General features: G+C 71.1%; 11 protein-coding genes. 6 read left to right on the plus strand and 5 right to left on the minus strand.

All coding sequences use genetic code 11. From position 1 onward, the window contains the following. Positions 1-18 precede the first annotated feature (18 nt). A complete protein-coding gene (locus PK606_RS06245) occupies positions 19-927 on the minus strand; it encodes an ATP adenylyltransferase family protein (protein ID WP_324561813.1) in 909 nt (302 codons plus the stop codon). Positions 928-1,001: 74 nt separating this feature from the next. Further along, positions 1,002-2,174 (minus strand): SGNH/GDSL hydrolase family protein, encoded by a 1,173-nt coding sequence (locus PK606_RS06250; protein WP_324561815.1) that lies wholly within the window; start codon positions 2,172-2,174, stop codon positions 1,002-1,004. Between the two features lie 105 nt (positions 2,175-2,279). On the opposite strand from PK606_RS06250, the gene PK606_RS06255 reads away from it, so the two are divergent. Then, positions 2,280-3,356, plus strand: a complete 1,077-nt coding sequence (locus PK606_RS06255) for a tartrate dehydrogenase (RefSeq protein ID WP_324561817.1) — start codon at positions 2,280-2,282, stop codon at positions 3,354-3,356. A 138-nt stretch (positions 3,357-3,494) separates the two neighbouring features. Here PK606_RS06255 and dacB read toward each other — a convergent pair whose 3' ends face one another. Further along, the gene (gene dacB, locus PK606_RS06260; protein WP_324561818.1) at positions 3,495-5,042 is read right to left on the minus strand and encodes a D-alanyl-D-alanine carboxypeptidase/D-alanyl-D-alanine endopeptidase; all 1,548 of its coding nucleotides are present in this window, start codon (positions 5,040-5,042) and stop codon (positions 3,495-3,497) included. Between the two features lie 40 nt (positions 5,043-5,082). Between dacB and PK606_RS06265 the strand changes: the two genes are divergently transcribed. Genes PK606_RS06265 through PK606_RS06280 form a run of 4 tightly spaced genes read left to right on the plus strand, consistent with a single transcriptional unit; the run spans position 5,083 to position 8,234 of the window. Further along, a complete protein-coding gene (locus PK606_RS06265; protein WP_324561820.1) occupies positions 5,083-6,069 on the plus strand; it encodes a DMT family transporter in 987 nt (328 codons plus the stop codon). 9 nt (positions 6,070-6,078) lie between these two features. Further along, a complete protein-coding gene (tsaB, locus tag PK606_RS06270) occupies positions 6,079-6,780 on the plus strand; it encodes a tRNA (adenosine(37)-N6)-threonylcarbamoyltransferase complex dimerization subunit type 1 TsaB (RefSeq protein WP_324561822.1) in 702 nt (233 codons plus the stop codon). 12 nt (positions 6,781-6,792) lie between these two features. Further along, a complete protein-coding gene (rimI, locus tag PK606_RS06275) occupies positions 6,793-7,305 on the plus strand; it encodes a ribosomal protein S18-alanine N-acetyltransferase (RefSeq protein ID WP_324561824.1) in 513 nt (170 codons plus the stop codon). Next, on the plus strand, positions 7,302-8,234 hold the full coding sequence (locus tag PK606_RS06280) for a uracil-DNA glycosylase (RefSeq protein WP_324561826.1): 933 nt from the start codon (positions 7,302-7,304) through the stop codon (positions 8,232-8,234). Before rimI ends, PK606_RS06280 begins: the two co-directional genes overlap by 4 nt. Positions 8,235-8,262: 28 nt before the next feature. On the opposite strand, the gene recQ is transcribed toward PK606_RS06280, so the two are convergent. Beyond that, positions 8,263-10,128: a DNA helicase RecQ gene (gene recQ, locus PK606_RS06285; RefSeq protein ID WP_324561828.1), complete on the minus strand. Its 1,866-nt coding sequence runs from the start codon at positions 10,126-10,128 to the stop codon at positions 8,263-8,265. Positions 10,129-10,202: 74 nt separating this feature from the next. Here recQ and PK606_RS06290 point away from each other — a divergent pair, with 74 nt between their 5' ends. Then, a complete protein-coding gene (locus PK606_RS06290) occupies positions 10,203-11,249 on the plus strand; it encodes a homocysteine S-methyltransferase family protein (RefSeq protein ID WP_324561829.1) in 1,047 nt (348 codons plus the stop codon). A 9-nt stretch (positions 11,250-11,258) separates the two neighbouring features. On the opposite strand, the gene PK606_RS06295 is transcribed toward PK606_RS06290, so the two are convergent. After that, complete coding sequence (locus tag PK606_RS06295; RefSeq protein WP_324561831.1) at positions 11,259-11,975, minus strand: VIT1/CCC1 transporter family protein; 717 nt, start codon at positions 11,973-11,975, stop codon at positions 11,259-11,261. Positions 11,976-12,094 lie beyond the last annotated feature (119 nt).

The following is a 12,094-nucleotide window of genomic DNA, read 5'->3' on the forward strand; positions in this document are numbered from 1 at the left end:
CCGGGAAGGTGCGGCCGGTCAGGCCGGGGCCGGATAGCCGACCGCCGCCAGCACCTGCAGCGGGCCGGCCGCGCGCACCCGTTCGGCCTGCTCGCGGTGCCGGGTGTAGAGCGTGCCGCCGAAGCTGATCGCGCTGAGCGAGATGTCCTCGTAGTGCTCCCGGCTGCGCGGGATCAGCAGCATCCAGCCGTCACCGGCCAGCATGTTGTAGGGCGGCAGCAGGCCGTCGGCCCCCGGCGCCAGCCCAAGCGTGTCGCAGCCGTGCTGCCAGGCCAGGTGCAGTTGCTCGGCGGCCCGCTCCAGCGGCATGCCGATGCCGACGTCGGTACGCACGAAGCAGTGCCGCAGCGGCAGCAGCGGGTGCGTGGCCACCGTCAGCGGCGGCGCGCCGGCCGGCAGGCCGGGCAGGAACAGCGCCAGGCTGGCGTTGCCGGGCATGGCCGGTACCCACTGGGTGTGCTTGTGGCGCTGGCTGGCGCCGGCCGCGGTGCCGCCGTTGAACAGCCCCAGGCCACCGGCCTCGGTCATCAGTCGCGCCAAGGCCTCGAAGTCGGTGCGGTCGAGCGGCTGCAACTGCTCGGCGAAGCTGCGCACCGCCAGCACCAGGTGCCGCGGGCTGAGCGGAAACTTGTTCAGGATCGCCACGTGGGCATCGCCCAGCGGCCCTACCGTCAACTCGGGATCGGGGTTGAGGAAAGGGTTGAAGTTGGGGTCGCGCGGGCCGCCCGGCACCGCCACGCCCTGGCTGGCATCCTTGGCCGCCAGCGACGACACCCAGCGCACCACGAACGGCAGCCCGGCGTGCTCGAACTCGAACTGCTCAGACTGCACCGGCTGCAAGGCGCCCGAGGCCAGCGCGCTGGCGCTGCGAGCATCCACGGCCTTCATCCAAGGGCCCGACATGGCATCCTCCTGTTGGTCCTGCATGCAGCCGAGTGTAGGCCGCGTGGCAAGACCGGGCGCGCCTGCCGGCTTCGCCGCCGGACCGGGGCGCCAGGGGCTTACAGCCAGTCGATGTCTTCCAGCACGTCGATCACCTGGTCGGCGAACAGCTGGTGCCCGTACGGCGTCGGGTGGAAGCCGTCCGAGAACAGGTAGTGCTGCCACCAGCTGGCGCCGGACGGTGCGCCCGGCGGCGGTGTGGTGGCCGACAGCGCGGCGGCGGTGCATTCGGCGAAGTCGCGTTGCGGCACCACGCTGGCGGGGATCCAGTCGGCGCCGCAAACCGGCAGCGTGGCGTTGCTGAGCCCATACCTGACCGGATTGACGACCCAGTCGGCAAAGCGGCTTGCCACGTCGACCACGCGCACGCGCGACTCGCCGTTGAAGTTGCCGGCCAGCTTCCGGTTGAAGGCGTCGACCCAGCCCTTGAACAGACCCTCGGCCTGGGCGCGGGCGGCGGCGCCGGCGGCGTTCTCGATCTGCGCCAGCACGGCCTGGAAGCGCGGCGTGTAGGTGATGGTCGGGATGTTGGCGACCACCACTTGTCTGGCGCCCTTGTCCAGTGCCTGTGTCCGGATGCTGCGGCTGAAATCGTCGGCCAGCGCCTGCATGTAGACGCCGCCGGCGTTCTCGGGCCCGTTGGGACCGTCCAGCACCTGTTGCAGCACGTTGGCGGGCACCAGCGTGCCGAGCAGTGCCATGTACTTGGCCCCGTGGTCGGCCGAGGCGCCCAGGTAGGCGCCGACCAGGTCGGCGGCGTCGTTGCCGCCGCCATCGACCAGCAGCAGATCCCTGGCGCGCCAGCCCGCGCCGGCAGCGTGCGCCAGCTGGTAGCCGATGGCCAGCGGCGCCTGTGCGCCGCCGCTGTCAGCGGGGTTGTTGATGCGTGCGCCGCCGATGGCGTAGTTGGTGCAGTTCGGCTGGCTGTTGGGCGCGAAGGCCTGGCCGTTGAACTTGTAGACCGGGCACAGCGGCGCGGTATCGAAGGCCTTGGCGACGCGCTCGACCCACAGCACGCTGGGCTCCTCCGCCGTGCCCTGCACGGTGAAGGTGCGCGTGACGCCCGGCAGGCCGGCGAAGGTGCCGCTGTCGCTGAGCGAGTCGCCGAACACCTTGACGCTGTCGATGCCCAGCGGGTTGCGGTCGTCACCGCCGCCGCAGGCCGACAGCGCGGCAATCGCTGCCAGCACAATGGGCAGCTTCCAGTTGGTGAAAATCTTCTTGGCAGGCACGGCTTCTCCTCGGTTGCGTCAGCGCAAGATGGTAGGCGCGTCGGGCTGCGGTTTGCCTAGGGGAAACCCAAGCAGCGCTATGCTCGCGGCTGCAAGGATAGGACCATGAACGACACGCGCTCCCGTACCCACCGCATCGCCGTCATTCCCGGCGACGGCATCGGCCAGGAAGTCATGCCCGAGGCGCTGCGCGCGCTGCAGGCGGCACAGGCCAGGTTCGGCTTCGAACTGGCGCTGATGCCGATCGACTGGGCCAGCTGCGATCACTACCAGCGGCACGGCCAGATGATGCCTGACGACTGGAAGCAGCAGCTCGAAGGCATGGACGCCATCCTGTTCGGCGCCGTCGGCTGGCCGGCCACGGTGCCCGACCACGTCTCGCTGTGGGGCTCGCTACTGAAGTTCCGGCGCGAGTTCGACCAGTACATCAACCTGCGCCCGGTGCGCCTGTTCGAGGGCGTGCCCTGTCCGTTGGCGGGCCGCAGGCCGGGCGAGATCGACTTCCTGGTGGTGCGCGAGAACACCGAGGGCGAGTACACCAACCTCGGCGGCGTGATGTACGCCGGCACCGAGCGCGAGATCGTGATCCAGGAAACCGTGATGAGCCGCTTCGGCGCCGACCGGGTGCTGAAGTTCGCCTTCGAGCAGGCCGCCGCGCGCCCGCGCAGGAAACTCGACGTCGCCACCAAGAGCAACGGCATCGCGATCAGCATGCCCTGGTGGGACGGCCGGGCCGATGCGATGCACGCCAGCTATCCGCACGTGGCGGTCGAGAAGCACCACATCGACATCCTCACCGCGCGCTTCGTGCTGCAGCCGCAGCGCTTCGACGTGGTGGTGGCCAGCAACCTGTTCGGCGACATCCTGAGCGACCTGGGCCCGGCCTGCACTGGCACCATCGGCCTGGCGCCGTCGGCCAACCTGAACCCGGAGCGCCGGTTTCCGAGCCTGTTCGAGCCGGTGCACGGCTCGGCGCCCGACATCTTCGGCAAGAACATCGCCAACCCGGTGGCGATGATCTGGTCGGCGGCGATGATGCTGCAATTCCTGGGCGAGCAGGCGGCACACGACGCCATCCTGAAAGCCATCGAGGCCGTGCTGGCGCAGGGCCCGCGCACGCCCGATCTGGGCGGCCAGGCGTCGACGATCGAGATGGGCGAGGCGATCGCGGCACGGATCTGACGTCGCTGTCACCGCTGGCCTGCGCAGGACGCGCACGCATGAAACGCGGCCGTACCGCAAGCCGCTCCAGACGGTCGCGGAGCAGGCCATGGCAGAACGCCGTGGCCGGACCTGTGCCGGCCACCAGCGTTGTCCCCCTCAGGGGGAAGGCGTCGTCGGCGACTCGAGGGGAGCGTCCTTCACCGTCCACTCCACCAGCCGATCCAGCGCCGGCCGCGCCGCGCCGGCGTTGGGGTGGTTGATGATGCCGACCACCGCATAGGGCTGGCCGCTGCGGCCCCAGGCGTAGCCGGCGACCGCCGCCACGTCGCGCAGGGTGCCGGTCTTCAGGCGCGCGTTGCCGATCGCCTCCGAGCCCGGGTTGCGGGCTGCCATGCGGCGAGCGGTGCCGTCGACGCCGGCGATCGACAGCGATTGCATGAAGGCCCCGGCATGCGGGCTGGCGGCCGCGTGCTGCAGCAGCGCGGTGAGCGAGGCGGCGCTGGCGCGTTCGTTGCGCGACAGGCCGGAGCCGTTCTCGAGCAGCGGCGTGGCGCGCAGGCCGAAGCGCTCGCGCCACCAGCGCTTGAAGCGGCTTCTCGACTCGCCGAAGCTGCCGCGCCCGTCGCCGGCCGCCGACAGTGTCAGGAACAGCTGCTGCGCCATCACGTTGTTGGAGAACTTGTTGATGTCGGCAATGATCTCCGGCAGCGACAGCGAGATGCCCGTCACCAGCGGCCGCCCGGTGGCGGGCTTGTCCAGCCACCTGACCTGGCCACTGAGCTGGCCGCCAGCGGCGCGCCACATGGCCTCGATCACGCGCGGCGCATAGCTGGCCGGGTCGACGTAGGCCACGCCCCACTGCTGCTCGCCGCAGCTCGAGGGGTAGCGGCCGGCGAAGCTGATCCGGTTCGGGTTGCTGAAATCGGCCGCCAGGCGCGTGCGCCAGTTGCCGCAGGCGCCCTTGGCCGTCGGCAGTTCGGCCGGGATCTCGACGCCGGCGATCGGCGGCTCGCTCTGCACCAGCACGCGCCGGCCGGCCGGATCGGGGGTGAACCTGAGGATCAGCGCCTTGAAGTTCAGCAGCAGCCCGTCGGGCCCGGCGTTGTAGGGCCGCAGCGGGTCGTCGTCGAAGGCCGCGGGGTCGTGCGGCGGCAGCTTGAAGACGCTGTTGTCGAGCAGGATGTTGCCGTCGATGGCGCGGATGCCCTTGTCCTGGATCGCACGCATCAGGTCCTGGATGCGCTCCAGCACCAGCTTGGGGTCGCCGCTGCCCTTGATCAGCAGGTCGCCGTGCAGCACGCCGCCCTGGACGTAGCCCTGGGTGTAGACGCGGGTCTTCCACAGGTGGCTGGGCCCCAGCAGATCCAGCCCGGCGTAGGTAGTCACCAGCTTCATCACCGAAGCCGGGTTCATCGGCAGTTCGGCCTGCCAGTTCAGGCGCGGCGCCGGCAGCGTCGTGGGTGCCGGCGCCGGATTGCCTTCCCCCGAAGGGTTGACCGGCTCCGGTGCGCAACTGACGGCGCCGGGTGTCGGCGACAGCGGCGCCACCACCATCGCCACGCTGCTCGCGGGTACGCCGGCGCTAGCCAGCGCCTGCTCGACCTCGGGCGGCAGGTTCTGGGCGTGTGCGCCGCTGGCCAGCAGCAGGCCGCTGCACAGCAGCGCCAGTGCGGCCGAGCGCAGCGGAGTGAATCGCGGTCTCACGCCCCGCAGTCTATCGGTGCGCCGCCACGATAATCCAGCCATGCTCCGATCACACCGTGCCACCGGCATCGCGGCGGCCCTGGTCACGGTGGCCATCTGGACCGGCTTCATCATCATCGGCCGCGCCTCGGCGGCGCACACCCTGCTGCCGTTCGACATCGCCTTGCTGCGCATCGTCGGCGCCGGCGCGGTGCTGCTGCCTTGGGGCTGGTGGCTGGTGCGGCGCACGCGTGCCGCCGGGGCGTCGAGTTCGCTGCTGGGTTTGTCGCCGCTGGCGCTGCGGCCGACGCTGCTGACCGGCCTGTTCGGCGGCTTCGTCTACGCGGGGCTGTGCTATGCCGGCTTCTTCTACGCGCCGGCGGCGCACGCCTCGGTGCTGATGCCGGGCAGCCTGCCGCTGTGGACCACGCTGCTGGCCGTGCTGCTGCTGGGCGAGCGCATCGCGCTGGCGCGCGTGCTGGGGCTCGCCTGCATCCTGGCCGGGGGCCTGCTGGTCGGCGGTGAGGGACTGCTGTCGGCGTTCGACGGCGGCGAGGTCTGGAAAGGCGACCTGATCTTCATGGCGGCGGCGTTCTGCTGGTCGATCTACACCGTGCTGGCGCGCCAGTTCGCGCTCGACGCGGTGCGCGCCACCATCGCCATCACGGTGTTCGCCTGCTTCAGTTACGTGCCGCTGTTCGCCCTGCTGACCGCCAGCGGCCTGCTGTCGACCCGGCTGGGCGCGGCGCCCTGGGGCGAGATCATGCTGCAGGCGCTGTTCCAGGGCGTCGGCTCGGTGGTGGTGGCCGGCATCACCTTCGTGCACATGGTGCGCGCCTTCGGGCCGGTGCGCTCCACCATGATCACGGCGCTGGTGCCTGGGCTGTCGGCGCTTGGCGCCGTGCTGCTGCTGGGCGAGCCGCTGGGCTGGAACCTGCTGGCGGGGCTGGCGCTGGTGACCGCCGGCATCCTGCTCGGCGTGCGGGCGGCGCGGCAAAGTGGTGGCGCCGGCCGTGCGGCCGACGCGCTGCCGGTAAAGATCGAATAATCGGAACCCATGAACCTGCTTGCCTTCGATACCAGCACCGAGCAGCTGTCCGTCGCCGTGCAGCGCGTCGATGGCCAGCGCTTCGCGCGCCAGGGCGCCGGCGGCGCGCAGGCCTCGGCGGCGCTGATCCCTGCCGTGCTGGCGCTGCTGGCGCAGGCCGGATTGGCGCTGGCGGACCTGCGCGCGATCGTGTTCGGGCGCGGGCCAGGCTCGTTCACCGGGCTGCGCACCGCCTGCTCGGTGGCGCAGGGCCTGGCCTTTGGCGCCGGCGTGCCGGTGCTGCCGGTGGACACGCTGCTGGCGGTGGCCGAGGCGGCGCGCCGATCCGGCCAGCTGCCGCCGGGCGCCGCGCGCGTGCTGGCGCTGCTGGACGCGCGCATGAGCGAGGTCTACAGCGCCGCCTATCTGCACGATGGCACGGCCTGGATGGCCCAGGGTGCGATCACGGTGGGTCCGCCGGAAGCGCTGATCGTGCCGGCCGGTGATGGCTGGGTGCTGGCCGGCAACGCCTTCACCGAGTACGGCGAGCGCCTGCCCGCCGCGCTGGCCAAGCTGCCGCGCATCGAGGCGCTGCCGACGGCCGACGCCCTGCTCGGGCTGGCGCCGGCCTTGCTGGCGGCCGGCCAGGCGGTGCCGGCGGCGCAGGCGCTGCCGCTCTACATCCGCGACAAGGTCGCGCAAACCACGGCCGAGCGCGCCGCCGCGCGCTGAGCGCTTGCTGCCATGAATGCCGTGCTGCCCGCCACCCTGCCAGCCATCCCGGTGCCCGGATCCGGTGCGGTCGAGGCACGTTTCGAGCCGATGACGGCCGAGCGGCTGGACGCGGTGCTGGCTGTCGAGCAGCGTGCCTACAGCCATCCCTGGACGCGCGGCAATCTGCGTGACAGCCTGGCCGCCGGCCACATGGCGCAGTGCCTGCTGGCCGGGGACGAACTGCTGGGCTACCTGATCGCCATGCCCGGCTACCGCGAGGTGCATCTGCTGAACATCACGGTGGCGCCGCCGCACCAGCGCCAGGGCTGGGGTCGGCTGATGCTGGATGCGCTGGTGCTGTGGTCGCGCGGCCTGCGTGCCGACACGCTGTGGCTGGAAGTGCGCGCCAGCAACGTGCGTGCGCAGCAGGTCTATCTGCGGCGCGGGTTTTCACGTGTCGGCCTGCGCAAGGGCTATTACCCGCTGCGCCACGGCGAGCGCGAGGACGCGGTGGTGATGAGCCTGCCGCTGGAGTACGCATGACGCAACACCTGGACGAGCGCCAGCGCGCCATGCTGGCCGAGATGGGCGTCAGGATCTGGGCGCCGCGTGCGGACAGGGCGCCGCAGCAGCCGGCGACGGCGGCACCGGAAACGCCGGTCGCCTGGTCCGCGCCGCCAGCACCGGTGCGTGAGCGCGCGGCGGCGCCAGCCGCTGGCATGCAGCGGCCTTCCGTCTCTCCGACGCCAGCGGCTGGCCCGGTCACGGCGCCGCGAAGGGCAGCACCGGCAGCCGGGACGGCGCCGGTGTCAGCGGCCGAACTGGCCCCGCGCCCGACCGGCATCGCGACCATGGACTGGCCGCAGCTCGAGGCCGCGGTCGCCGGCTGCCGTGCCTGCGCACTGTGGACGGGACGCACGCAGATGGTGTTCGGCGTCGGCAGCCGGCGCGCCGACTGGATGGTGATCGGCGAGGCGCCGGGTGAGAATGAGGATCGCCAGGGCCAGCCCTTCGTCGGCCAGGCCGGCAAGCTGCTGGACAACATGCTGGCGGCGATCGGCTTGTCGCGCCATGCCGGCCTGGCGGATGACCAGGCAGCGTCAGAGGCGCAGGCAGGCGCCACGCCGGCGCTGCGCGGCGTCTACATCGCCAACGTGCTCAAGTGCCGGCCGCCGCGCAACCGCAACCCGCAGCCTGACGAAATTGCCCAGTGCGAGCCCTATCTGGCGCGCCAGGTGGCGCTGGTGCGGCCGAGGATCATCCTGGCCATGGGGCGCTTCGCCGTGCAGTCGCTGCTGAGTACCAGCGAGCCGATCGGCCGCCTGCGCGGGCGCGTGCACCAGTACCAGGGCGTGCCGGTGATCGTCACCTACCACCCGGCCTACCTGCTGCGTGCGCTGCCCGAGAAGGCCAAGGCCTGGCAGGACCTGTGCCTGGCGCTGGAGGTGGCGGCCGGCAAGCAGCCAGCCTGAAAGGCCGTTCGGGAGTCCTGGCGTTGGTTCACCCAGCCCCGCGGCACACCCGCAGCACCTCGTCGCCATAGCGTTCCAGCTTGGTCGCCCCGATGCCGCTGATGCCTTCCAGGTCGGCTGGCGCCTGCGGCGCCCGGGCGGCGATCGCGGCCAGCGTGGCGTCGTGGAAGATCACGTAGGCGGGCAGGTTGTTCTCGCGCGCGACCTCGGTGCGCCAGCTCTTGAGCGCGGCAAAGCGCGCCTGCGCGGCGGTGTCCAGGTCGGCCGCCGCAGGTGGCGTGCCGCCACGGCTCGGGCGTTTGCGGGCGCGCTTCGGCTCTGCCTGAGCCGCGCGCAGTCGCACCGGCTGCTCGCCCTTGAGGATCGGCCGCGCCGGCTCCAGCAGCTTCAGGGTGTTGAAGGCCTGGGCATCGACCTGCAGCGCGCCGACGGCGATCAGCTGGCGCAGCACGCCTCGCAACTGCGCCTCGCTGAACTCGGCACCGAGGCCGAATGTCGACAGGCGCTCGTGGCCGTGCTGCGCCACCTTGTCGGTGGCCTTGCCGCGCAGGATGTCCATCACGTGGCCGGCGCCGAAGCCGATGCCGGCCTGCTGCTGCACCCGGTAGATGGTCGACAGCAGCTTGCGCGCGCAGTCGGTGGCGTCCCAGACCTCGGGCGGCTGCAGGCAGTTGTCGCAGTTGCCGCAGGGCTGGCTGGCCTCGCCGAAGTAGCCCAGCAGGCGCACGCGCCGGCAGTCGGTGGCCTCGGCCAGTGCCAGCAGCGCGTCGAGCTTGCCGCGCTGGACCTGCTTGAACTCGTCCTCGGCCGGGCTGTCGTCGATCATGCGGCGCTGGTTCACCACGTCCTGCAGCCCGTACATCATCCAGGCGTCGGCCGACTCGCCGTCGCGGCCGGCGCGGCCGGTCTCCTGGTAGTAGCCCTCGATGTTCTTGGGCATGTCGACGTGGGCCACGAAGCGCACGTCGGGCTTGTCGATGCCCATGCCGAAGGCGATGGTGGCCACCATCACCACGCCGTCCTCGCGCAGGAAGCGGTCCTGGTTCTGCTGGCGCGTGGCGGCGTCCAGCCCCGCGTGGTAGGGCAGCGCATCCAGGCCGTGCTCGCACAACGTGGTGGCCAGGTCCTCCACCCGCTTGCGCGACTGGCAGTAGACGATGCCGGCCTCGCCCTCGTGCTCGCGTTCGATGAAGGCCAGCAGCTGGCGCGTGGGGTCCTTCTTCTCGACGATCGTGTAGCGGATGTTGGGCCGGTCGAAGCTGCTGACGAACTGCGCGGCCGCATCGAGCTGCAGGCGCTCGACGATGTCGGCGCGCGTGATGGCGTCGGCGGTTGCGGTCAGCGCGATGCGCGGCACGCTGGGCCAGCGTTCGTGCAGCACGGTGAGCTGGCGGTACTCGGGCCGGAAGTCGTGTCCCCACTGGCTGACGCAGTGCGCCTCGTCGATGGCGAACAGGCTCAGTTGCCCGTGCGCGTGCAGCGTGTCCAGCAGGCCCAGGAAGCGCGGCGTGCCGACGCGCTCGGGCGCGGCGTACAGCAGCGTCAGCTGGCCGGCCAAGAGGCGCCGCTCGATGTCCTCGGCCTGCTCCCAGTCGAGTGTCGAGTTGAGGAAGGCAGCCGCCACGCCGGCCTCGTGCAGCGCGCCGACCTGGTCGTGCATCAGCGCGATCAGCGGCGAGATCACCAGCGTCACGCCGCAGCCCTGCTGCTGGCGCGCGATGGCGGGAATCTGGTAGCACAGGCTCTTGCCGCCGCCGGTCGGCATCAGCACCAGTGCGTCGCCGCCGTGCGTGACGTGCTCGACGATGGCCTGCTGCTGGCCGCGGAAATCGGCGTAGCCGAACACCTCGCGCAGAATGGATTCGGGGTCGGTGGCAGCGGAAGAAAGGGGCACGGAACCAAGTGGGGACAAAGCCGCCCATTGTCCCGGAAACCACGGCGAACAGGCCGAACGCCTAGAATTTCGACATGAAAACGATTGCCTACACGCGTGCGGCGCAGTTGCCGGACATTCTCAAGCAGCGCCTGGTCATCCTCGACGGTGCCATGGGTACCATGGTGCAGCAGTTGAAGCTGAGCGAAGCGCAGTTCCGGGGCGAGCGGTTCAAGGACTTCCACAAGGACGTCAAGGGCAACAACGAGTTGCTCAGCCTGACGCAGCCCGGCCTGATCCGCGACATCCACGAGAAGTACCTGGCCGCCGGCGCCGACCTGATCGAGACCAACACCTTCGGCGCCACCTCGATCGCGCAGGCCGACTACGACATGGCCGATCTGGCGCGCGAGATGAACGTCGAATCGGCGCGCCTGGCGCGTGCCGCCTGCGACAAGTTCTCGACGCCCGAGCACCCGCGCTTCGTCGCCGGCGCGCTGGGGCCCACGCCCAAGACCGCCAGCATCAGCCCCGACGTCAACGACCCGAGCGCGCGCAACGTCACGTTCGAGCAGCTGCGCGCGGCCTACTACGAGCAGGTCGAGGGCCTGGTGGAAGGCGGCGCCGACGTGCTGCTGGTCGAGACCATCTTCGACACCCTGAATGCCAAGGCGGCGCTGTTCGCCATCGACGAATTCTTCGAGAACAGCGGCGAGCGGCTGCCGATCATGATCAGCGGCACCGTCACCGACGCCTCCGGCCGCGTGCTGAGCGGCCAGACCGTGACCGCGTTCTGGTACAGCGTGCGCCATGCGCAGCCGCTGTCGGTGGGTCTGAACTGCGCGCTCGGCGCGGCGCTGATGCGGCCCTACATCCAGGAGCTGAACCGCGCTGCGCCCGACACCTTCATCAGCTGCTACCCGAACGCCGGTCTGCCGAATCCGATGAGCGACACCGGCTTCGACGAGACGCCGGAGGTCACCAGCCGCCTGCTGCACGAGTTCGCCGCCGAGGGGCTGGTGAACATCGTCGGCGGCTGCTGCGGCACCACGCCCGAGCACATCGGCGCCATCGTGCAGGCGGTGGCGCCGCTCAAGCCGCGCGGCGTGCAGCCGGCGGGCTTCTACCGCGAGGCAGCCTAAGCGTCTGCGTCAGGCGATCGGCCCGGCGCCGAACAGCCGGCCGATCAGCGCCGAGGCGCCCATCGCCAGAGCGCCCCAGAACAGCACCCGCAGCGCGCCCTTGCCCATGGGCGCGCCGCCCAGCCGCGCTGCCAGCGCGCCCAGCACGGCCAGCATCGCCAGCGTGCTGCCGATCAGCAGCGAGGTCAGGCCGGGGCCGCGCCACAGCAGCACGACCAGGATCGGCAGCAGCGCGCCGACGATGAAGGCGGCGGCCGACGCCAGCGCGGCCTGCACCGGGCGCGCCTCGTTCTGGTCGGTGATGCCGAGCTCGTCGCGCAGGTGGGCGCCGAGCGCGTTGTGCGCGGTCAACTCGTGCGCCACTTCGGCGGCCAGTTCGGGCGACAGCCCGCGCTCGATGTAGATGTTGGTCAGTTCCTGCAGCTCGAACTCGGGCTGCTCGGCCAGTTCGCGCGCCTCGGTGGCGCGGTCGGCCTGCTCGACGTCGGCCTGCGAGCTGACCGAGACATACTCGCCGGCCGCCATCGAGAACGCGCCCGCGGTCAATCCGGCGGCGGCCGTCAGCAGCAAGGTGCGCAGTTCGGCGCCGGCTGCCGCCATGCCGACCACCAGGCCACTGGTCGAGATCAGGCCGTCATTGGCGCCCAGCACGGCGGCGCGCAGCCAGCCGGCGTGGTGCAGCTTGTGGCTTTCGGTGTGGGGAGCGGGTCGGTGCAGGCGCGTCATGGTGCTGCGGGCAGTGAGGCCGAGCACCATTGTGGTCGATCGGCAGGCCCTTGTCTGAGCCCGTGCTTACTCATAAGTCAGTAATATAGGCGACACTTGGATGCTTGAAGAACGAGCGA

It is taken from the genome of Ottowia sp. (assembly GCF_035444425.1).
Classification (GTDB): domain Bacteria; phylum Pseudomonadota; class Gammaproteobacteria; order Burkholderiales; family Burkholderiaceae_C; genus Ottowia.